This is a genomic window from Caballeronia sp. SEWSISQ10-4 2, from assembly GCF_030464885.1.
Classification (GTDB): Bacteria; Pseudomonadota; Gammaproteobacteria; order Burkholderiales; family Burkholderiaceae; genus Caballeronia.
The window spans coordinates 57510-79274 of record NZ_JALPRJ010000026.1 but is presented as its reverse complement, the minus strand read 5'-3'; the positions used below and the strand labels follow the sequence as shown (position 1 = coordinate 79274).

15 protein-coding genes and 1 pseudogene are annotated in these 21765 nt (G+C 62.0%); 11 read left to right on the top strand and 5 right to left on the bottom strand.

Going from position 1 to position 21765, the window contains the following annotated elements; genetic code table 11:
* Nucleotides 1-192: 192 nt before the first annotated feature.
* The 3 genes from ppsA to M0D69_RS19120 all read left to right on the top strand — a co-directional run bounded on the left by ppsA (nt 193) and on the right by M0D69_RS19120 (nt 4147).
* Entirely contained in the window at nt 193-2598 is a 2406-nt protein-coding gene (ppsA, locus tag M0D69_RS19130) for a phosphoenolpyruvate synthase (RefSeq protein ID WP_301783515.1), read from the top strand.
* Nucleotides 2599-2695: 97 nt separating this feature from the next.
* On the top strand, nt 2696-3124 hold the full coding sequence (locus M0D69_RS19125) for an NfeD family protein (protein WP_301783514.1): 429 nt from the start codon (nt 2696-2698) through the stop codon (nt 3122-3124).
* 81 nt (nt 3125-3205) lie between these two features.
* Nucleotides 3206-4147 (top strand): SPFH domain-containing protein, encoded by a 942-nt coding sequence (locus M0D69_RS19120; protein WP_213764120.1) that lies wholly within the window; start codon nt 3206-3208, stop codon nt 4145-4147.
* A gap of 87 nt (nt 4148-4234) precedes the next feature.
* Here the strand turns inward: M0D69_RS19120 and smpB are convergent, their stop codons facing one another.
* Nucleotides 4235-4684: an SsrA-binding protein SmpB gene (smpB, locus tag M0D69_RS19115; RefSeq protein ID WP_047896703.1), complete on the bottom strand. Its 450-nt coding sequence runs from the start codon at nt 4682-4684 to the stop codon at nt 4235-4237.
* A gap of 99 nt (nt 4685-4783) precedes the next feature.
* On the opposite strand from smpB, the gene M0D69_RS19110 reads away from it, so the two are divergent.
* The 8 genes and pseudogenes from M0D69_RS19110 to M0D69_RS19075 all read left to right on the top strand — a co-directional run.
* Nucleotides 4784-5218 (top strand): type II toxin-antitoxin system RatA family toxin, encoded by a 435-nt coding sequence (locus M0D69_RS19110; RefSeq protein ID WP_301783513.1) that lies wholly within the window; start codon nt 4784-4786, stop codon nt 5216-5218.
* Nucleotides 5218-5547 (top strand): RnfH family protein, encoded by a 330-nt coding sequence (locus M0D69_RS19105; protein ID WP_301783512.1) that lies wholly within the window; start codon nt 5218-5220, stop codon nt 5545-5547. The genes M0D69_RS19110 and M0D69_RS19105 overlap by 1 nt, the downstream gene beginning before the upstream one ends.
* Nucleotides 5548-5759: 212 nt before the next feature.
* Nucleotides 5760-7220, top strand: coding sequence for an IMP dehydrogenase (guaB, locus tag M0D69_RS19100; RefSeq protein WP_301783511.1), 1461 nt, complete (start codon nt 5760-5762; stop codon nt 7218-7220).
* 2 nt (nt 7221-7222) lie between these two features.
* A complete protein-coding gene (locus M0D69_RS19095; RefSeq protein WP_301783510.1) occupies nt 7223-8038 on the top strand; it encodes a hypothetical protein in 816 nt (271 codons plus the stop codon).
* 205 nt (nt 8039-8243) lie between these two features.
* Complete coding sequence (guaA, locus tag M0D69_RS19090) at nt 8244-9824, top strand: glutamine-hydrolyzing GMP synthase (protein WP_301783509.1); 1581 nt, start codon at nt 8244-8246, stop codon at nt 9822-9824.
* Nucleotides 9825-10123: 299 nt separating this feature from the next.
* On the top strand, nt 10124-11380 hold the full coding sequence (locus M0D69_RS19085; RefSeq protein WP_301783508.1) for a tyrosine-type recombinase/integrase: 1257 nt from the start codon (nt 10124-10126) through the stop codon (nt 11378-11380).
* A 457-nt stretch (nt 11381-11837) separates the two neighbouring features.
* On the top strand, nt 11838-12659 hold the full coding sequence (locus tag M0D69_RS19080; RefSeq protein ID WP_301783507.1) for a type IV toxin-antitoxin system AbiEi family antitoxin domain-containing protein: 822 nt from the start codon (nt 11838-11840) through the stop codon (nt 12657-12659).
* A pseudogene (locus M0D69_RS19075) lies at nt 12643-13092 on the top strand (nucleotidyl transferase AbiEii/AbiGii toxin family protein); the annotation flags it as partial. The gene M0D69_RS19080 and the pseudogene M0D69_RS19075, both read left to right, overlap by 17 nt.
* Nucleotides 13093-13212: 120 nt before the next feature.
* Here M0D69_RS19075 and M0D69_RS19070 read toward each other — a convergent pair.
* From M0D69_RS19070 to M0D69_RS19055, 4 genes are read right to left on the bottom strand one after another with little or no spacing between them, the layout of a single operon-like run.
* Nucleotides 13213-14463 carry a TIGR02679 family protein gene (locus tag M0D69_RS19070; RefSeq protein ID WP_301783506.1) on the bottom strand — a complete coding sequence of 417 codons (1251 nt, stop codon included), beginning with the start codon at nt 14461-14463 and terminating at the stop codon, nt 13213-13215.
* Nucleotides 14460-18632, bottom strand: coding sequence for a TIGR02680 family protein (locus M0D69_RS19065; protein ID WP_301783505.1), 4173 nt, complete (start codon nt 18630-18632; stop codon nt 14460-14462). Before M0D69_RS19065 ends, M0D69_RS19070 begins: the two co-directional genes overlap by 4 nt.
* Nucleotides 18629-19921, bottom strand: a complete 1293-nt coding sequence (locus M0D69_RS19060; RefSeq protein ID WP_301783504.1) for a TIGR02678 family protein — start codon at nt 19919-19921, stop codon at nt 18629-18631. Before M0D69_RS19060 ends, M0D69_RS19065 begins: the two co-directional genes overlap by 4 nt.
* Nucleotides 19918-21444, bottom strand: coding sequence for a TIGR02677 family protein (locus M0D69_RS19055; protein WP_301783503.1), 1527 nt, complete (start codon nt 21442-21444; stop codon nt 19918-19920). The genes M0D69_RS19060 and M0D69_RS19055 overlap by 4 nt, the downstream gene beginning before the upstream one ends.
* Nucleotides 21445-21765: the final 321 nt, after the last annotated feature.

Sequence of the window (21765 nt, the reverse complement as noted above, 5' to 3'; positions counted from 1 at the left end):
TCGTGGAGGTGTTTCAAAGTCGTGTTTTTGAGCGTTATCGCGTGTTTTTGCGACGGCGCTCAAGCGGCCTTGGCGCTCTTCAGCATGTGCTTATCAAACAGGTTATGCAGGTTGCGGTACGCGCCCCCAATGAGCGCCGCCGCTTCGAGCCCACTTGCATGATCGTGAATTCCATCCACCTTAGGGGCTTGTATGACTAACGAAGCTAACGTTGCAAAGGACCAGGCGTATGTAGTGCCATTCGAGCAGTTGCGAATGACCGACGTCGACATTGTCGGCGGTAAAAATGCGTCGCTTGGCGAGATGATCAGTCAGCTCGCCGAAGCCGGCGTGCAGGTGCCGACCGGTTTTGCGACCACGGCGCAGGCATTTCGCGACTTCCTCCATCACAACAACCTGACCGAGCGCATCGCCAAACGTCTGGAACTCTTTGACGTAGACGATGTGAAGGCCCTTGCCGAAGCCGGCAAGGAGATCCGTCAATGGATTGTCGACGCGCCGATGCAACCGCGCCTCGAAGAGCTGATCCGCAAAGGCTTCGACACACTTCAGGCAAGCTCGCCGGAGGAACTGTCGTTCGCCGTGCGTTCGTCGGCAACCGCTGAAGACTTGCCGGACGCATCGTTCGCCGGTCAGCAGGAAAGCTATCTGAACGTGGTCGGCATCGAGGAAGTGCTCGATCGCATGAAGCACGTGTTCGCGTCGCTGTACAACGACCGCGCGATTTCGTATCGCGTGCACAAGGGCTTTACGCACGCTGAAGTCGCGTTGTCGGCGGGCGTGCAGCGCATGGTTCGCTCGGACGTGGGCGCAGCCGGCGTGATGTTCACACTCGATACCGAATCGGGTTTCAAGGACGCCGTGTTCATCACGTCGAGCTACGGCCTGGGCGAAACGGTCGTGCAGGGCGCCGTGAATCCGGACGAGTTCTACGTCTTCAAGACCACGCTCGAACAAGGCAAGTACCCGATCATCCGCCGCTCGATCGGCTCGAAGCTCATCAAGATGGAATTCACGAGCGCCGGCGAAGCCGGCCGCGTGAAGACCGTCGACGTGTCGCACGAGCAGCGCAACCGCTTTTCCATCACCGACGAAGACGTGATCCAGCTCGCGAAGTACGCGGTGATCATCGAAAAGCATTATCAGCGTCCGATGGACATCGAGTGGGGCAAGGACGGCCGCGACGGCAAGATCTTCATCCTGCAGGCACGTCCTGAAACGGTGAAGAGCCAGAGCGCCGGCAAGGCCGAAATGCGCTTCAAGCTGAAGGGCCAGTCGAATGTGCTTGCTACCGGGCGCGCGATTGGACAGAAGATCGGCGCAGGGCCGGTGCGTGTGATTCACGATCCGTCGGAGATGGATCGTGTTCAGCCGGGCGACGTGCTGGTGGCCGACATGACCGACCCGAACTGGGAGCCGGTGATGAAGCGTGCATCGGCAATCGTTACGAATCGCGGCGGGCGGACTTGCCACGCGGCCATTATTGCGCGCGAGCTGGGCGTGCCGGCAGTGGTGGGTTGCGGCGATGCAACCGACTTGCTGAAGGAAGGCCAGTTGGTGACGGTGTCGTGCGCGGAAGGTGACGAAGGCAAGATCTACGACGGCCTGCTCGAAACTGAAGTGACCGAAGTCCTGCGCGGCGAACTGCCCGACATTCCGGTCAAGATCATGATGAACGTCGGCAATCCGCAACTCGCGTTCGACTTCTCGCATCTGCCGAATGCAGGCGTGGGTCTGGCGCGGCTCGAGTTCATTATCAACAACAACATCGGCGTGCACCCGAGGGCGATTCTCGAGTATCCGAATGTCGATGCCGATCTGAAGAAGGCGGTGGAAAGCGTCGCGCGCGGTCATGCATCGCCGCGAGCGTTTTATGTCGACAAGCTGACGGAAGGCATCGCCACGATCGCGGCCGCGTTTTATCCGAAGCCGGTGATCGTGCGTTTGTCCGACTTCAAGTCGAACGAGTACAAGAAGCTGATCGGCGGTTCGCGTTACGAGCCGGACGAAGAAAATCCAATGCTCGGTTTCCGTGGCGCATCGCGTTACATCTCGGAGGACTTCGCCGAAGCCTTCCAGATGGAATGCATCGCGTTGAAGAAGGTGCGCGAAGAGATGGGCCTCGACAACGTCGAGATCATGGTGCCGTTCGTGCGTACGCTGGCGCAGGCTGAGAAAGTGGTCGGCCTGCTCGAGAAGTTCGGCCTGAAGCGCGGTGTGAACGGCTTGCGGCTTATCATGATGTGCGAGATTCCGTCGAACGCGATCCTTGCCGAAGAGTTCCTGCAGTTCTTCGACGGTTTCTCGATCGGATCGAACGACCTGACGCAGCTCACGCTGGGCCTGGACCGGGATTCGGGCATGGAGTTGCTCGCGGTCGACTTCGACGAACGCGACCCGGCTGTGCAGTTCATGCTGAAGCGCGCGATCGAAACGTGTCTGCGGCTGAACAAGTACGTGGGCATCTGCGGTCAGGGTCCGTCGGATCACCCGGACCTCGCCGAATGGCTCGCGAAGCAAGGTATCGAGTCGATGTCGCTGAATCCGGACACGATCATCGACACGTGGAAGACGCTTGCGGCTGCATTGAATAAGTAAAACATGCGGCTGCACTGAAAGGACGTCAACCTTTCAAAACAGTAAGCGTGCTATAACACCCCGGACATTCCGGGGTGTTTTTGTTTGGAGGAAACGCATGGCTGCTAACGGACTTTTTTGGTGGATCGGCGCCGGGGCGCTCGTTTTGCTCGAGCTGATGTCCGGCACGTTTTATTTGTTGATGATCGCGCTGGGTTTTATCGCGGGCGGGATCGCGCATTTGTTTGGAGTAGGACTGGAGATTGAATTGCTCGTGGCCGCGCTGGTCGCGATAATCGCCGTGGCCGTGCTGCGGCGCTCGAAGCTCGGCCACGTTACACGGCGCGACGCCTCGCATGATCCGGGCGTGAACCTGGATATAGGCGAGACGCTGAAGGTGAACGAGTGGCACGAGGGTCGCGCGAGGGCGCTGTATCGCGGGGCGGAATGGGACATTGAGCTGGCGCCGGGGGAAACCGAAGGCGCGCATATGTACAGGATCACGGCGTTTTCCGGCAACACGCTGGTGGTGGCGGCAAAACGCTGAGACGTTGGACCGGGGTTTAAGGTTTCCTAAGCAGATCGATAAGCAGATCGATAAGCAAGACACGCATAACAAGGAGTAGAGATGGACGTGACTATCATTGGGGCCATTTTGTTGATTATCGTCATTGCGATTGCGGCGCAGACGATCAAGATCGTGCCGCAGCAACATGCATGGGTGCTGGAGCGGCTCGGACGCTATCACGCGACCCTGACGCCGGGGCTGACCATCGTCGTGCCGTTCGTCGATCGCGTGGCGTACAAGCACGTGCTGAAGGAAATTCCGCTCGAAGTGCCGAGCCAGGTCTGTATCACGCGCGACAACACGCAGTTGCAGGTGGACGGCGTGCTGTACTTTCAGGTGACCGACGCGATGAAAGCGTCGTATGGATCGAGCAACTTTATTTACGCGATCACGCAGTTGTCGCAGACCACGTTGCGTTCGGTGATCGGCAAGCTCGAGCTCGACAAGACCTTCGAGGAGCGCGATTACATCAATCACAGCATTGTCACGTCGCTCGATCAGGCTGCGGCGAACTGGGGCGTGAAGGTACTGCGTTATGAGATCAAGGATTTGACGCCGCCGAAGGAAATCCTCCACGCGATGCAGGCGCAAATCACCGCCGAGCGAGAGAAGCGGGCGGTGATCGCTGCGTCGGAAGGTCGCAAGCAGGAGCAGATCAATATTGCATGGGGCGCGCGCGAAGCGGCCATTCATAAGTCCGAAGGCGAGCGGCAGGCGCAGATCAATCAGGCCGAAGGCGAGGCATCGGCCATTCTGGCGGTGGCTGTGGCGAATGCTCAGGCGATTGAGAAGATTGGCGCGGCGATCCAGACAGCCGGCGGCATGGAAGCGGTGAACCTGAAGGTCGCCGAGCAATATGTCACTGCGTTCGGGAATATCGCGAAGCAGGGCAATACGCTGATTGTGCCGGGGAATTTGTCGGAGATGAGTTCGATGATCGCGTCGGCGCTGAGCATCATCAAGGGCGACGGAACGGGCGGTGGAGTGATCCGGAAGAGCTGATCTACGTTGGTGGAATAAAAAAGGGCGTCGACCTTGTAAGTCGACGCCCTTTTTGTTTTGACAGACTCATTGCCATGCTGGTGGCGCTCAATGTTTGGCGCCACGCATGATTTGCGCTTTTTCGCGTTCCCAGTCGCGCTTTTTCTCGGTTTCGCGTTTGTCGTGCAGCTTCTTGCCCTTCGCCAGGCCGATCTCGCACTTCACGCGACCGCCTTTGTAGTGGAAGTTCAGCGGCACGAGCGTGTGGCCTTTCTGCTCGACCTTGCCGATAAGCTTCGAAATCTCTTCGCTATGCAGCAGCAGTTTGCGCGTGCGGACCGGATCCGGATGGATGTGGGTCGATGCTTCAGGCAACGGGCTGATGTGCGCACCGATCAGGAACAATTCGCCGTCGCGGATGATGACGTAGCCTTCCTTGATCTGGCCGCGGCCGGCCCGGAGAGCCTTGACTTCCCACCCTTCCAGCACGAGCCCCGCCTCGTAGCGATCTTCGATGAAGTAATCGAAGAAGGCTTTTCTGTTGTCGATGATGCTCATGAATGAAAAGTGCCTAACTCGTTTAAAATCCTGATTTTAGCAGCGCGGGCTCGGTAAAGCCCGCAAAGCTTCCCACTCTTGCCACGCGTTGCGCCCTTTATGGCAGATGTCCAGAAAACTGTATTGATCCGCCACTCTGCAGAGCAGATGTTCGACCTCGTTACCGATGTCGCCGATTACCCGAATTTCTTGCCGTGGTGTGGAGGCGTTGAGGTAGGCCAGCACGACGAACACAGCATGGAAGCGAAGATCCACATCAATTTCAAGGGCATCAAGCAGCATTTCACGACGCGCAATGTGCACACGCGGCCGACCACAATCGATATGGAGTTCATGGACGGTCCTTTCAAGAAGTTCACCGGGTACTGGCGGTTCACGCCGCTGCGGGCCGATGCCTGCAAGATCGAGTTCGCGTTGCATTACGAGTTTTCGAACATCATTCTCGAGAAGATCATCGGGCCTGTTTTCAGTCACATTGCGCACACGTTCGTGGATTCGTTCGTGAAGCGCGCCGATCAGCGGTATGGGAAGTGATGACACTTTCTATTGAGGTTTGCTACGCGTTGCCGGAGGGAAACAGCGCGATTTGCGCGCTTTCGCTGGGCGAGGGCGTGACTGTGCGGGAGGCTATAGAGGCGAGCGGATTGCTCGCGCGGTTTCCCGAGATCGATCTTGATGTGCAGAAAGTGGGCATTTTCGGGAAGATCCGGCCGCTGGATGAGGTGCTCGCCGATCGCGACCGGGTGGAGATTTATCGGCCCTTGAAGGTCGATCCGAAAGTTGCGCGGCAGAGGCGGGTGGAGAAGACGCGGCGCGGCGGATCCATTGAAGGGCGGCGGTGGACGCGTAAAGAAGCGCGATAAGGGGCATTGCCGCGGCGTCCTGGCATCCGCAAAACCGAACTTATATCGAACGTAAATCGAGCGAAAAACCGAAACGGCGATGTAAATCGCCCGCCCGGCCGGGGCCCGTAAATTGCGCCGGAAAACGAGAGACGCCAGCTAAGCTGCTGTTCGGGCAGTGAAAATCCGGGGAACTATCGGTATAATTCGGTTTTGCGCCCATAGGATTTGCCATGCGTCTGATCCAGAAAGCACTCACATTCGATGACGTGCTCCTCGTGCCCGCGTTTTCCAACGTTCTCCCGCGCGACACCAGCCTGAAAACCCAGGTTACCCGCAAGATCTCCCTGAATATGCCCCTGCTGTCCGCCGCCATGGACACAGTCACCGAAGGCCGGCTCGCTATCGCGATGGCCCAGCTCGGCGGCGTCGGCATCATCCACAAGAACCTTACCGCAGCCGAACAGGCCCGCGAAGTCGCGAAAGTAAAGCGCTTCGAATCAGGCGTGGTGCGCGATCCGATCACCGTTCCGCCGCAAATGAAAGTGCGCGACGTGATTGCTCTCACGAAACAGCACGGCATTTCCGGCTTTCCGGTGGTGGAAGGGCCGCAACTGATCGGTATCGTGACGAACCGGGATCTGCGCTTCGAAGAGCGTCTCGACGACGAAGTGCGCAAGATCATGACGCCGCGTGAACGTCTCGTGACCGTCAAGGAAGGCACGCCGCTCGCGGAAGCCAAGGCGCTGATGCACAGCCATCGGCTGGAACGCGTGCTGGTGGTCAACGACGCGTTCGAATTGCGCGGCCTGATGACCGTCAAGGACATCACGAAGCAAACCGAACACCCGGATGCCTGCAAGGACGAACACGGCAAGCTGCGCGCTGGCGCGGCAGTCGGCGTTGGTCCGGAAAACGAAGAGCGTGTCGAGCTGTTGTCGGCGGCGGGTGTTGACGTGATCGTCGTGGATACGGCGCACGGGCATAGCCAGGGCGTGCTCGAACGCGTGCGCTGGGTGAAGCAGAACTATCCGCATATTGAAGTGATCGGCGGGAATATCGCCACGGCTGCAGCTGCCAAGGCGCTCGTGGAATACGGCGCGGACGGCGTGAAAGTGGGTATTGGCCCGGGTTCGATCTGCACGACGCGGATCGTGGCGGGCGTCGGCGTACCGCAAATCACGGCGGTGGCGAACGTGTCTGACGCATTGCGCGGCTCCGGCGTGCCGGTGATCTCGGACGGCGGCGTGCGTTTTTCCGGCGATGTCAGCAAGGCGCTCGCCGCAGGTGCCGACGCCGTGATGATGGGCAGCATGCTTGCCGGCACGGAAGAATCTCCCGGCGACGTTTTCCTGTTCCAGGGCCGTCAGTTCAAGGCGTATCGAGGCATGGGTTCGGTCGGCGCGATGAAGGACGGCGCGGCGGACCGGTATTTCCAGGACAACTCGGCGAATATCGACAAGCTCGTGCCCGAAGGCATCGAAGGGCAGGTCGCTTATAAAGGCTCGGTCAACGCCATTCTGTTCCAGGTGGTCGGCGGCGTCCGGGCAAGCATGGGTTATTGCGGCTGCCGCAATATCGCTGAAATGCACGACAAGGCCGAATTCGTCCAGATCACGGGCGCCGGCATGCGCGAGTCGCACGTGCACGACGTGCAGATCACGAAGGAAGCGCCCAACTACCACGTGGACTGACCATGAAACCGCTGCTGCGCGCTGTCCTTGTCATCAATGCACTGATCTTCCTGGCCTTCGGCGTGCTGTTTCTGCTCACGCCATGGACAGCTCTATGGGCATCGATGCATCTCGTGACCGTGCAGCCGCCGTTTGTAGGGCAGTTGTTCGGGGTGGCGCTCATTGGTATCGCGTGGCTTGCGGTTCATGCTGCTATCGATGGCGCGTTGACCGCGACGGCCGCCAAGGTGTCGGGACATGTGGAGTGGTTGTCGGCAATCGTGATGATGGTCTGGCTGCTCGGGCTGCACACGCCCGAGTTGACGGGTTTCGGGCAGGTAATTGCGGCATTGGTCGGTGTGGTCATGCTGGTGCTCGGGCTCGGAAGCGTGCGCTTGTCCGGTGCTGTGCGGCGGCGCGAGCGCGCCGCGCTGGCCGGGGCTGCTGCCGCTGAGCGCGCCGAGAAGCGTGCGGCGAAGACCAAGGCCGAAGAGCGTGTGGAGCGTGTGACTCCGCCGCCGAGGCCTTTGTCGTCCGATCCCGTTGCGCCGGCGAATCCCCGCTGGGATAGTGAGATGGCCGAGCCGGTCGTGGGCGAGGCTATTCCACGTTCCGAAGCGCCCGCGCCATCGGCTACTGCGTTTGATCCTGCTACCGGACATGCCATCGACCCGGCGACGGGCCGTTCGCTCGATCCCGCCACCGGCCGGGCGTTCGATCCCGTCAGCGGTCACAAGATCGATCCTGAAACCGGTCGAGCGATCGACCCGGTTACAGGTCGTACTGTTGATCCAATCACGGGCCAGCTCATCGACCCGGTTCGCCGCGATCCGCACTGAACGCTCGGGCGAGTGCGTCGTTCGAACACCGATCGAGGAACGGAGCTTCGGGTTTCGTTGTATCGATGAATCTGTCTTGCTGCGGTCGGCAACAAGTGCCGGCCGTTAAACTTTCTGCGCGACGCAATGCGCGGGACACTGCTCCTGCTGCTTGCGCTTTCGCTTTTGCCAACCGTTTCCGTTCACTCGCCTTCTGGCCGCTGCCATGCACGACAAGATCCTGATTCTCGATTTCGGCTCCCAAGTCACCCAGTTGATCGCACGACGCATCCGCGAATCACATGTGTATTCGGAGATCCATCCGTACGACGTCGACGAAGCGTTCATCCGCGATTTTGCGCCGAAGGGCATCATTTTGTCGGGCGGTCCGAACTCGGTTACCGAAGGCGGTTCGCCGCGTGCGCCGCAAACCGTCTTCGATCTCGGCGTGCCGGTGCTCGGTATTTGCTACGGCATGCAGACGATGGCCGAACAACTCGGCGGCAAGGTCGTACTCGGCAATGTCCGTGAATTCGGCTATGCCGAAGTGCGGGCGCATAACCACACGAGCTTCCTGAACGGCATTGAAGACTTCCAGACTGCCGAAGGTCACGGCATGCTGAAAGTGTGGATGAGCCACGGCGACAAGGTGTCGGACATGCCGGTCGGATTCAAGCTGATGGCATCGACGCCGGCTTGCCCGGTCGCCGCAATGGCCGACGACGAGCGCCATTTCTACGGCCTTCAATGGCATCCGGAAGTCACGCACACGGTGCAGGGACGGGCGATGCTCGACCGCTTCGTGCTCGAGTTGTGCGGTGCGCGGCCGGATTGGGAGATGGGGCATTACGTCGATGAAGCCGTGGAAAAGATCCGCGCACAAGTCGGCGATGAGCACGTGATTCTCGGCTTGTCGGGTGGTGTGGATTCGTCGGTGGCGGCGGCGCTTTTGCATCGCGCGATCGGGGCGCAATTGACGTGCGTGTTCGTCGATCACGGTTTGCTGCGATTGAACGAAGCTGAACAGGTCATGACCACGTTCGCCGATCACCTTGGCGTGAAGGTGATTCACGTCGATGCGAGCGAAGTGTTTTTGTCGAAGCTTGCCGGTGTGACGGATCCGGAGGCGAAGCGGAAGATTATTGGCGCCGAGTTTGTTGAAGTGTTCCAGACGGAAGCCAATAAGCTGAAAGACGCGAAGTGGCTCGCGCAAGGGACGATTTATCCGGATGTGATCGAGTCGGCGGGCAAGGGCAAGAAGGGCCATACGATCAAGAGTCATCACAACGTGGGCGGTTTGCCCGAGACGCTGAACCTTAAGTTGCTTGAGCCGTTGCGCGAATTGTTCAAGGACGAAGTGCGGGAATTGGGCGTGAAGCTCGGATTGCCGCCGGCGATGGTTTATCGGCATCCGTTCCCGGGGCCGGGGTTAGGTGTGCGGATTCTGGGCGAGGTCAAGCGCGAGTTTGCGGATCTGCTGCGTCATGCGGATGCGATTTTTATCGAAACGTTGAGGAATACCTTCGATAAGGAATCGGGCAAGTCCTGGTATGAACTCACGAGTCAGGCTTTTGCGGTGTTCCTGCCGGTGAAAAGCGTGGGCGTGATGGGCGATGGACGGACTTATGAGTATGTGGTGGCTCTGCGGGCCGTGCAGACGCTGGATTTCATGACCGCGCAGTGGGCACATCTGCCGCATGAGTTGTTAGGGCATGTTTCGAACCGGATCATTAACGAGGTTCGCGGGATTAATCGCGTTGTTTATGATATTTCGGGGAAACCGCCGGCTACGATCGAGTGGGAGTGAATTAACGTCCTTCGAGGCTATCGCCAGCTATCGGAAAACTGCCATAACGTGTTGATTTAGAAGTAAATACGTTACGGTATCTATCGGTAGCTATCGTCGGCCAGCAAAACAGGTTGACGGTAGAACTGACGGTAAGAATCGAGGCCGAATTAAGACCCTCCTGTTCACTATTCAGACTTTTACCGTCTTTGACGGTAAAAGTCTTCTCGGGAAAGCTTGTTTTATGCGGCTTTCCGGGCATCAGCAGGTCTCCTGATCCCTGACGGTAAAAGCCGTCAAAAAACAGGAGGAAAACCTCGATGCTTGCCGACGCTGCACTGCGCAATCTGAAGCCTAAGTCCAAGATTTATAAGGCTTCTGACTGGGACGGGATGTACGTGACGGTATCGCCCAGCGGTACCGTCACTTTCCTCTACGACTACCGTTTCAACGGACGCCGGGAAACGCTGACCCTCGGGCGTTATGGCCCTGACGGTATTTCGCTGGCGATGGCGCGCGAACTGCTCCTGGACGCGCGGAAAACCGTTCTCAAGGGCATATCGCCCGCGCTTAAAAAGCAACGCGAGAAACGCCGTGTGGTCGCCATCAAGACCTTCGGCACGGCGATGGAGACATGGCTGGCCAATGCAAGGTTGGCTGACAGCACCCGCGCCATGCGCAAGCACATCATTGACCGGGACATCCTGCCGGTTTTCCAGAATCGCCTGCTGACCGAAATCCAGGCCGAAGACTTACGGGCCTTGTGCAACAAGGTCAAGGAACGCGGGGCGCCGGCCACTGCGGTGCAGATTCGGGACATCGTGAAGCAGGTCTATGTCTTCGCCATCGCCCACGGTGAAAAGGTGGACAACCCCGCTAACAGCGTGGGAGTGGCCTCGATCGCCACCTTCGTGCCGAAGGATCGCGCCTTGTCGCCGCTGGAAATCCGGCTGATGGTGCAACAGATGGACTTAGTGGCGACCTATCCGACCATCAAGCTGGCGCTGCGCCTGATTCTGCTGACGCTGGTGCGCAAGAGCGAACTGGTCCAGGCCACCTGGGATGAGGTCGATTTCGAGAGCGCGACCTGGACGATCCCGAAGCAGCGGATGAAGGGACGCAATCCGCATGTGGTCTATCTGTCGCGCCAGGCGCTCGACATCTTCGTCACGCTGCACGCCTGTGCGGCGGGCTCAAGGTTCGTTTTCCCTTCTCGTTACGATGCGGAGCGATTCATGTCCAATGCAACCTTGAATCGTGTCACGCAACTTGTGGCGGCGGCTGCAAAAACCAAAGGGCTGCCGCTACAACCGTTCACCGTCCATGACCTGCGCCGCACCGGCTCGACGCTGTTGAACGAAATCGGCTTCAACCGCGACTGGATCGAGAAGTGCCTGGCGCACGAGGACGGACGTTCCTCGCGTTCGGTCTACAACAAGGCCGAGTACGCCGAGCAGCGGCGCCACATGCTGCAAGAGTGGGCCAACCTGGTCGATGCCTGGGGCGGTGGCCAGACCTACGTGCCGAAGCTGATGCCGGAGAACGTGGTCGTACCGGTACTGAGTGCGACGGTGTAAGGGGTGTCAGCGGCGGCGTCAAATTCACCTAAAACGGACGGTTCGAAATTCACCGTGATGGGGCGAGAGCGCGATGGCGGGATCAAATGCCAAACTGGTTCTGCACCGCGGCTGCCCTCAGCGGCTAATCCGCTCAGAATGTGAACAACTGTGAGGGCTACAACGGAGAGGAGCGAAGAAAAACCAAAGAAGAATCAGGCCGTGAATAAATCAGACCCGAAGAAAATGAACCAAGAAAGGTTGGTTCCACGCTGTGAGTTTCACACCGTCAGTTCTTGACGACTTTCAGATCGCCGATGACAAGGGGGATGGAGCGATGATTTCCCTTGCGTCGGCGACTGCTAGTCATGAATTGGTTTGTAGTCGTCCAAAAACGATCACTATGAGTGATTGTTTTTCCCCTCTATCGAACTCGCGGGGCTTGGCAGGGGTTTATAAGAAGAGTATTTTGATCACTATGGGTGATCAAAATACAGGAAAATTGAACCTTCTACTGGCCGAACTGGGCGATACGCGTCTGGTGTCGAGTCGATGGCTGCGGGTTCACGACTATTCCAACAGCCTCGTCGCGCGCTACGTGAGCAGCGGGTGGCTGGTGTCGCCTGCGCGCGGCGTCTATATGCGCAAGGGAGGCCGCCTGCAGTGGGAGGGCGTGATTCGCAGCCTGCAGGTCGATGAAGGGATGCCGCTGCGCGTTGGAGGCCGTTTCGCGCTCGGCCTGCAGGGGCACGAACACTACCTGCGCCTGGGCGATGTGGGGACGGTCACGCTGTATGGGCCGGGACGGCCTCCGGGTTGGCTCTGCAAGCTCCCATTGGCGCAGCGCGTCGAGTATCTGGGCAAGGGGCCATTCGATCTGCCACCCGTGTCGTTCACGGTAGAGGTATCCGAGGCGGAGCTGTCGGATCAGGGGTTGGCATGGCACCAGGCTGCTCCCGGTGCCGATGCCCTGATTTGTTCAACGCCGGAGCGAGCCATGCTGGAATTGTGCGATGGCGTATCAGATGCGGCGCAGGTCTACGAAGTGGATGCGCTGATGCAGGCCATGACGACGCTGCGGCCGCAGCGGGTTGGCCTGATGCTGCGCCACTGCCGCAGCATCAAGGCCAAGCGGCTGTTCCTGGCGCTGGCCGATCGCCATCGGCACGCGTGGCTGTCACACGTGCCGATGGATGGCGTCGATCTGGGGCGGGGAAAGCGCGCGCTGGTGCCTGGCGGTCGTCTGCATCCGGCTTATAAGATCACCTTGCCGGGAGACCTCGATGAACACCTGGCTTGATCACTGGGATCGCCGCTACACCGACCGGGTTCGGCTGTTGGTCGAGATCCTACCGGTGCTGGCACAGGAGCCGAGGTTCGCGCTCAAGGGTGGCACGGCTATCAACCTGTTCGAGCACGACTTGCCACGGTTGTCGGTGGACATTGATCTGGCCTGGTTGCCGGTGCATGACTATGCCGAGGATGCGAAGCTGATCGCAGAAGCGCTTGTGCGACTGGCCGATATGTTGCGTGCCCGGCCCCTGCAATTACAGGTGCAGTTATCGGCAGGTGAGGGCGCTGGCGTCACGCGGTTGGTGGCCAGCCGCGGTCGTGCGCGTGTGCAGATCGAGACAACGCCGGTCATGCGCGGTACGGTGCATCCAGCGCGGAACATGGTGGTGCGCCCGAGGGTCGAGGAGGCGTTCGGTTTCGCCTCGGTGCAGGTGCTGGAGAGAGCACGAGGATCTTCACGCAGCTTTGCGGCTGTGACCGGTAATGAGCGGTCCATACTTCTTTCTTTTGCCATCGCGCCTTGCGCGCCGCCGCTTCTACAAGCTGCCTATCCCGAACCCCTACCGCTTCAGATCTCTCACCAACTCGTCGCTCAACCCTTCTTCCGCAAACGCCAGCCCATGCTCCTGCATCGCCGGCGCGAGCGCTGCATCCCAAAGCGCCTCGACGACCGGGCCCTCCAGCCGATGTTCCGAGCGTGCATGTTCCTCAACCGCGGTCTTATAGTCGGCAGAACTGAATCGCCACGGTCGAGCACCATATGCCCGCATTACGTGGTTCGCGATCTGCACTCCCGCCCAATCGAAATCACCGTGGTACAGCAGTTGCCCTCCCGCTTGAACGAGCTGGCCGAGCAGGGCGCGCTGCGCGGCCGCCGGCATACCGTCCGTGCAGATCAGAGGCGCGCAATGGCGCCCGAGCTGGTCTGCAGCAATTGCAACGAAGTTGGGATTTTCGCAGACATAGACTTCGCGGCCGCGCACCGCGCAACGCGGTGGAGAGCGCAGCAGCATGCGCAAGGAGGCGTAACCGGGCTCGCCTGCGGGCGAGAGCGGGTGTGCGCCGTCAGCCATCGGCAGATTCAGGAACAGGGCCGGTCGCGCCAACTCGTTGATCAGCACGCCGGCGCGCGCCCAGACATCGCGGATGCGCTCATTGCTTGGGGTATCGAAGGCATCTTCGGTATCGGCACGCATGCTGCGCTCTTCATGCTGTCGCCATGCGGCGAGGACGAGTGACGCGGTAGCCTCGCCCACATCGAGCGCGTGCGCGTCGCCGAGCGTCTGCGCCGCCAGTTGCGCGCGCGACAGGCCGGAGGCAGGGAGACGCATCAGCACGGCTTCGGCGCGCTCCCGCAGCCGGACCCCTACGGTCGGGTCCTGTCGTGCAAGCCGTTTTAAGAGGCCTAGTCCAAGCGGCGTGTGCAACAAGCCGGCAAGATCCCCATGCCGTGCACCGGCAGCGACATCTGCCCAACGCGCCCGGGCTTCGGCGCGAACGGCCGGTGCATGGACGATCGGACCGTCAAGGTGTTCGAGCGCGTCCCGCAACGAGGCGGCGAGGCCGGCCCGATGCAGCGCGGCGTCGATGAGATCGATGTCGACGAGCATCGAGTTCGAAAAGCGCGGCTTTTTGCCCATCAACGACGCCAACACGTCGTACTCATGCGGAGACAGCCCTACGACGCGGAGCGTGGCGGCTCGCCCATCCGCGTTTCGGCTACCAAGAAAACGGCGCAGCCGCTCGCGCAGCGCCGCGAGTTCGATGCCCCCAAGCAGCCGCTCCAGCCGGGCGTCCACCGGCGCACTCATGGTGTCGGAAACCGGCGGTCCGGGTCGGCGTCGGGCGCTTTGGCCCGGCCATCCCAGGTCCAGCGCGAGACGAACACGGCATCGATGCCCTCGCGCCGTTGCAACTGGCAGATCGCGACTCCCGGCAGGGTCGAGTAGCAAGCCCACTCGCGCTCGCTCGTGATGACGAAGTCGAGATCGAATTCGCGGATGAGGCCCATGCAGTGTGCCCGGGCGGTGTCATCGATACCGGCGAACGCTTCGTCGAGCAGCATCAGGCGCGGCGCCAGCGCAGAGTTGCTGTGGCTGTAGAAGCTCGCGACCGCGGCAAACAACGGCACGGTCAGGCCCAGCGCCCGCTCGCCGCTCGACGCGGGACCGGAGAGCTTGCGCCACTGGCCATCCTGCCAGCGCTCGACCCGAAAGCGGTGCCACCGACGGTAATCCAGCGCGCGTGCTAGCTGGTCGAGCAGACTGCCACCGTCGTCTTTGCGTACGCCCGAATCGGCGCGCTCGCGCTCGGCGGCGATGCGTTGCTGCAGCATTGCTCCCACGATTCGCCGATCCTCGGTTGACCACAGCTCCGTGCTCGTGTTGAGCAGGCGTTTGCGCGCCGCTTCGAGGCCGACCGGCGCCCCTTCTTCCTCCGACAGAGGTAGCCACATCAGCCGGTAGCGTACGCCGGTGGTGGTCGGGCGTTTGTGCAATTCCGCGTTGATCGCGTCGACCTGTTTCTCGGAGGTCTGCAAAAGCCGCTGAACCTCGGCGGCAATTTCGGCTTGCAGGTGATTCTCGAGCACCGTGCGCTCGTTCGCCGTGAGCAGTTCTTCGCGATGCGCGATCTCCTCGCTCAAACGCGCCGCGAGCGTGGCGGGGCGCTCGGAGCGGTTCTGGTAGACAACCTGGATGATGAAGCCCCAGTCACTCGGATCCGCGGTCGCCTGATGGCCGAGCGCACTGAGCGCGCGTTGCAGCTCCACGAATTCCTCCCCTATCCGCCGCTGCACGCGTTCCCAAGCCTTGTCGTCATAGTCGATTGCGCCGAGCGCCTGGTCCACGCGGCGTGCGAGTGTGAGCGCCGGCTCGATCGTCCACGCGTTCGTCATGTCCGGCAACTCGACGTTGGGCAGCGCTGCCGCGAGGAGGCCGGTTGCAGCGAACTGCTGGAAGCGGGCAACCGCCTGCGCGCGCACGTCGGTACTCTGCAGTAACTGGCGCTCGCGGGTCTCGGCCTGTTCCTGGGCGATGGCCCGCGCTTCGCCGCTCTTGCGCCATTCCTGAGCAGCAGCCTTCAGCAACGCATCGCCATCGTGGACGGCCTGCTGCACGGCGCGCACGCGTTGCTGCAATGCGTCGACCTTGCTGCCGACGGACTCTTGCAGCACTTCCAGCCGTACTATCGCTTGCTCGGCCTCGACTCGGGAGTCGGCCAACTGGGTCGCGTGCTCGCACTGATCCCGCCGCATCTCGCTCTCGCGTTCCCGCTGCCGTTCCAGTTCGGTCATTGCCAGACGCAGCTCGCCGGTCACTTGCACCAACCGGTACTGAGTCTCGGTGAACCGATTGAGCGCGGTTTCGATATCCGGCAAAGCATCGGCGCGCTCTGGCAGGCGCAGGTCGGCGGCGTCGCGTTTAAGCGCATCGCGGGCGTCTTGCACAAGCGCCTCGGCCGCGCGAAGGTCTGCGTCGGCCTGCGCCAGCCGGTCGCGCGCCAGCAGATATTCGCGAGCGCAGGTCGTCGCGCTCAGGTGCGCCTGGCGCAGGGCCTCATCGCCCGGCGCGCCGAGCCATTCGCCGGCCGCTTGTTGTTCATCGAGCGCGTGCTGGTCAAGCAGCGCGTGGAGCGCGGCCAACTCGTCGGCGAGCTGAGTGAGGCGTGCGGCAATCTCCGCGATTCGCCGGGCTCGCGCCGCCGCCCGCGCGCTGTAGCCGATGTATTCGGCCGTCGGTTTGCTGAACGAACCTGCGAGCGCGGCCAAACGGTAGCGGCCATCCGTGCACACCCAGGCTTCGGAATTGGCCGGGTCGTGCTCGCCGCAGGCAATTCCTGCGAGCAGCGCCGCGACCACATCGCGAGGGACGCTATCATTCGGTGTATCAGTGGGTTGCAGCCAGTCGGCGAGCGAGTGAGTATGGGCCGGGCGCCGCAGGAGCTGGGTGTCGAGCGGCATGGCTTCACCGCTATCCACGTAGAGAAGTCCGTCAGGTGCGATCCAGGCGTCGAGCAGACCGGCCGCTTCGAGCGCGGCTTCTAGTCCCGCGCGTTGTGTTTCACCGACTGTCTCGCGGAAATCCGTCAGCTGCCATAGCGGTGCGCCCGCCCGGGTGGCGCGTGCTGTTTCGCTGCGTGTGTACGGGATGGGCGGTTGCGCGTCGGCGCCAGATTCGAGTCGTTCCCGTTCCTGCTCCAAACTTTGCTTTTCGGTCCCCAGGTCCACCCTTTTGCTTTCGAGCTCTTGACCCTGAAGCGCAAGGCGCATGCTTGCCTGCTGCTGCGCCCGTTGCAGTGCCTGACGCGCCGGGTTCTCTCCGCTCAATCCCGCCACCCAGTTGACCAAGTCGGCGAGCGGAACGCGCGAGTCTACCTGGAGCTGCTCTAGACCGGCAAAATGGCGCTCCCACGCGTCGACCAACGCCTGGCCCTCGCGTTCGACGCTGGTATCGGCTTGCTCGCGTCTCTCGATAGCCTCCTGTGCCGCTTCGTGACGCTCGTCTCGTGTTTGCTGGCGTTGACGGTGGTGCGCTTCGGTGCGCACGAGCTCTCCCTGGCGCTTCCGAACCAGCGCGATGTCGTCCTGTCGGTGTGCGATCGTCTCGCGCATGTCTGCCTGGGCCGAGTCGAACGTCTGCGGCGTCAGCGCGGCGAGCGCGTCACTGTCGAGCGAGCCGAGCGCATTGGCGGCGAACAGCGTAGCAATGCCAGCCGTTTCCGCCTGGGCTGTCCCGCGCCGCCGCGTGTCGGCCAGCGTGCTTTGTGTTTCGTGTACGCGGTCGGTGTAGCTTGTGGTGGCGTCGATTGCCCGTCGCACGCGTTGCTCGGTCTCCGCGAGCACCGACGTGGCGCGGCGCAGCGATTCCTTGCGGGCTTCGGCTTCCTTCACGGCCATTGCGAGTTGGTTCGCGTCCTTCATCGTTGGATCGGCGAGAAGGATCTCGAGGCGGGTGCGCTCGCGACCGAGCGCGAATTCCGCATCCTCGTGTGCGGACTTGGCGCGCACTTCGTACTCTTGCGCCGCCAATGCTCGTGCGGCCGCTTCATTGCGGGCGCGGCTGGCGTTGTCGAATTCGGTCTGCGCATGCCGCAGGACTGCAGCCTGGCGCCGGCTTTGGGTCCCGGCGTAGACGCGGTAGCGGTCGTCGAAGTGCTGGATCGCTTTGGATAGCGCGTGATACTCGTCGAGTTGCCGACGATCCTCCTCCAACTGCCCGAGCGCCTCAGCGACATCGCCGAGCAGTTCCTGTGCGAGCGGTGGGAGCGCCTCGGTGAGCGCATTCGACAGCGCGACTTCGTCGGGCTTCTTTGACAACTGCGGCTGGCGCAACTGGATGAGCGTGTCCATCAGCGCGTCGTAGCGCCGTGAGCCCAAATGGAACAGCCGTTCGTCAACAGCGCGCCGGTAACTCGCCGCGGTCTCGAACACCTGGCCACGGTCCACGAGTGCTTCGCGCAGGCGTTCGCGCGTTAGCACGACGCGCTGTGGGGTGGTTAGCCAGATATCCTGATTAATGCGCTGCTGCCCATCGGCGCTTTCGAGCACGAAGAACCAGCTGTCCACTTGCGGGCGGCCAGCGGCCGCTGACAACCCGGCGCCGAGCATCAGGTAGCGCGGCGTGCCATGCTCGTCTAGACGGCCGAATTCGATCCAGGTATAGCCCATGCGGCGATCGTAAGAGCCCAACAGGAGGTTCCACGCCATTTTCTTGCCCGCGTCACCATCGGGTTCGATGCGTGACGACTTGAGCTGCGCGTCGAGCAAGAAGGGGAGCGTGAGTGACAGCACCTTGGATTTTCCTGCACCGTTGTTGCCGCGCAGCAGCAAATGGCCGTCGTGGAACCAGAACTCCTCGCTATCGTAGTGAAATAGCTCCACAAGGCCCAGCCGCAAGGGCTGCCAGCGGGTACGGGCGGGAACGGGCAGCGCGCGGGGGCGGGTCGGCCGGATGGACCAATCGGGAAGGCTGTCGTTCATGTCAATGTAAAGGTGTCCGGGTCGGGCACGTCAGTGCCGCGGCGGGGGCTGGTAGTGCGCACGTCCGCCTCGCCGAGGGCAAAGCGGGCGAGCGCCGGGAGCGGACACACACTGTCGGCACGGCGTTCGATCAGTTGCAATTTGTCGAGGCGCTCAATGGCGATGGCGGCGAGTTCCCGCTCGGAGCCGGCTTCGCGTGCCGACTTGCGCCAGAAGCGTCCATAGCGATCGCGCGCTTCGCGCAAGAAGTCGGCAATGTCCTGTGTGCGCTTGAAAGGCGCATTGCTGCGTTGTGTGGTGCGCTCGCGCTCGTCGGCGGCGAGGTACTCCGCGACCAGCAGCGTGACGTGCGCGTCCGTCCCTTCTGCAGGCATGGCGAGATCCGTGAGTGTGCCGGACTCGTCGACGAGAGCGAGTCCCTCGGCGCGTTGTTCTGCAGTGAGGCCGGTGGCCTCGCACAGGCGTGCGGCGAGCACCCCGCGTTGATTGACGAAGTAGGCTTGCGCCTCGGGCTCGAGCGACATGGTGTAGACGACCGGGTTGTCGAGCAGCCGGCGCGCGAGGTGGTGGCGCAGCGCAGTGCGCCGGCCCTCGTCGCTGTCCGCCACGTATTCGTTGACCAGCGCATGGAGGCGTTCCTCCAGTGTTACGGGTGCTTCTTCGGGTTGCCACGTCGATGGGCCGCGCGCTGCCGCGAGCATGCCCGCAAGTGCGCGGCGCTGGACGTCATACAGCGCGTCGGCCTGGTCGCTGCCTGCATTGATGAACGCTTCCTCATCGCCGGCGACGCGCTGTAGCACGCCAAGCTCCAGCAACGTGCGGCAGACTGTGACAAGGTCCCGACGCTCGTGCTGCGTGCCCAGCGTGAAACTGAAATTGCCGAGGGCGAGCACCGGATCGGTCGCGAACGCCAGCAGCCGTTCCCCGAGTACGCGCAAGGTGATCTGCGCATCGGCGCGTTCAAGCACAGCACAGGCGAGACTTAGCAGGACATAGCGGCGCCGGTCGTAGTCAGGCAGGCCGCGTGTGCTATCGATGAGGTCTGCCGGGCGCTTGTAGAGACGCGCGCCTTCCCGTTCGATCTGCAGTGCCCAGCCGGTTTCGCGCGAGAACCATTCGCGCAGGACATCTGCCTGCCGCCGAACTGCGGAGAAGTCCTCGTGACCGGGACTCATTAGCGGACTCATCAGAAGGGCGCGCACGGCGCTTCGAAATTCTTCGCGCTGGTAGCGGTGCTGTTGTTGCTCGATGTCCTGGCTGTCGAGGTCTGCCATGCTTGCCTGCTTCATTGGACTGTCTCCTCGACCAGCGAGATCGTGATCACATGGTCGCGGCCCGCGAAGACGCCGCGGGGCGTCTCGATAACCGCGCGGCTGTCGGCTGCAAGCGGCTGCAAGTGGATGTGGAGCAGTCCGTCGCCGGTCATTCGCTCGACGGCTGCATCCGGGTGGTGCTGGTCGGTCAACGCTTCGCCGAGCAGGTTCAGGAACAAGTCGAAAGCGTGTACGTCGAGCGCGCCGAGGTCGGACAAGCGGATTGGCGCGCCGGTGGCAAGCCGTTCGCGCGCGGCGTCTACCTGTCGGGATTCCTCCGCGAGCTGCGCGGCAAGCAGTGCGCGCGCCCGCGTGCGATCGACGACGCGCGGCAGGGGGCCGCGCGGCGCCGCTTCGCCGTATTCACGCAGCCGCGGATGGATTTGCAGCGGCGGCGCGTCGGCCCAGCGGGTGCTCGCTGGCAGGGCGGCATCGGCCGCTGGGTTGAGCGAGAAGTGCCGCGCCGGATTCAGAGCGAACGCGGCCCGGGCGAGCCGGTGTGCGGCGGAGTCATCGGCGCAGGCGTCGAACCAATAGGCGAGGGTGCGAAAGTCCGCCGAACGGTCGCTGCGGCCGCTGCGCCGCTCGTTGAGCGCGGCAATCGCGTTCAGCAACTGCGGGATGGCCGAGCGCGCCCGTGCCCTCAGCAGTTCCGCCTGTGGAGGTTCGTGACCGTTGCTGAGAAACCAGCCGCACAAGCCCTTCCAGCGTTCCCGCCACGCCTGCCAACTGCGGCTGCGCGAGTCGCCGGCGTCAGGTTGTGCATCGCCCGGCGCCGCATCTCGTGCTTCACGCTCGGCGACGAGCCACAGCATGGAGTCGATGCGGGGGCCCAGCGCCAGGATCAACCGTGCGATGGTGTCGGAGCGTCGCACGAGATCGCTCATGAATCGTTCCAGATAATCGATCAGCCGGGTTTTATAAGCCGCGATTGCGCGCGCCTCGGCCTGCTGGAGTTCGATGCTGCGCGCGACACCGGCCATGAAGGCCTGCGCATTGTCGGTGAGACCTTCGAACACACGTACCAGATCGCGGAGGTTCTCATGGACCTTGGCCGCATCCGGTTCTGCCTGGTTGCAGAGCACTTCCAAAGCTCTCAGGCGGTTGGCGATGTCCTCGAGCGCAACGGTCTGAAGTTCCGCCCGGCGCTTCAGCGTCCTCGCGAAGACAGCCAGTGCGGACTCGACCGCCTCGCCGCCTTGCGAAAGCCGGTACAGGAAGCGGGCCCGGTAGAAGTCGCTCAAGCTCGATACGCGTGCGGTATCGGGCTGCGATTCGAGATTGCCCCACGCGGCAAGCTGGGTCAGCGCCGTGGTCACGTCCTCGAGACGCGGTGCCGTGTCGGACCAGGCTGCCTCGGTGAGGACTTCGTCTGGCCGCAGTTGCAGGCGATACTGCCGTTTGGCTGCGGCGAATACGTCCATGATGCAGCGGTAGAACGCTGCCTTGTCGGCGCTCACATGCCGGAAGAGGTCGGCGGTATCGATTGATGCGGGCATCGGCGTTTCGGCTCCCGGTTGCCTGTTGTCATGGGCGTATCAGTGCGCCATCGGTCTTGTCTACTGGTGGCCGTCCGTCCTTGCGTGGAGGCGCCTAGGTTGCCGCTTGCCCCATGCCCGATTCGTTGGATTCGGGGCGCGGAGTGGGCGTTTCGTGTTTCGCTTTCGTCTCAGAGACTCGCAGTTTCTCGTGAAGGACTTCTCCATGAGCAATGCTGAAAAAGATGCATCAATGTGCTTCTCGAATTCGCCCCCACCCTGACCTGTCGCGACGACACGGGCACTCCCGCGCATTTGACTCCTGGCGACCCTCGTTCCAAT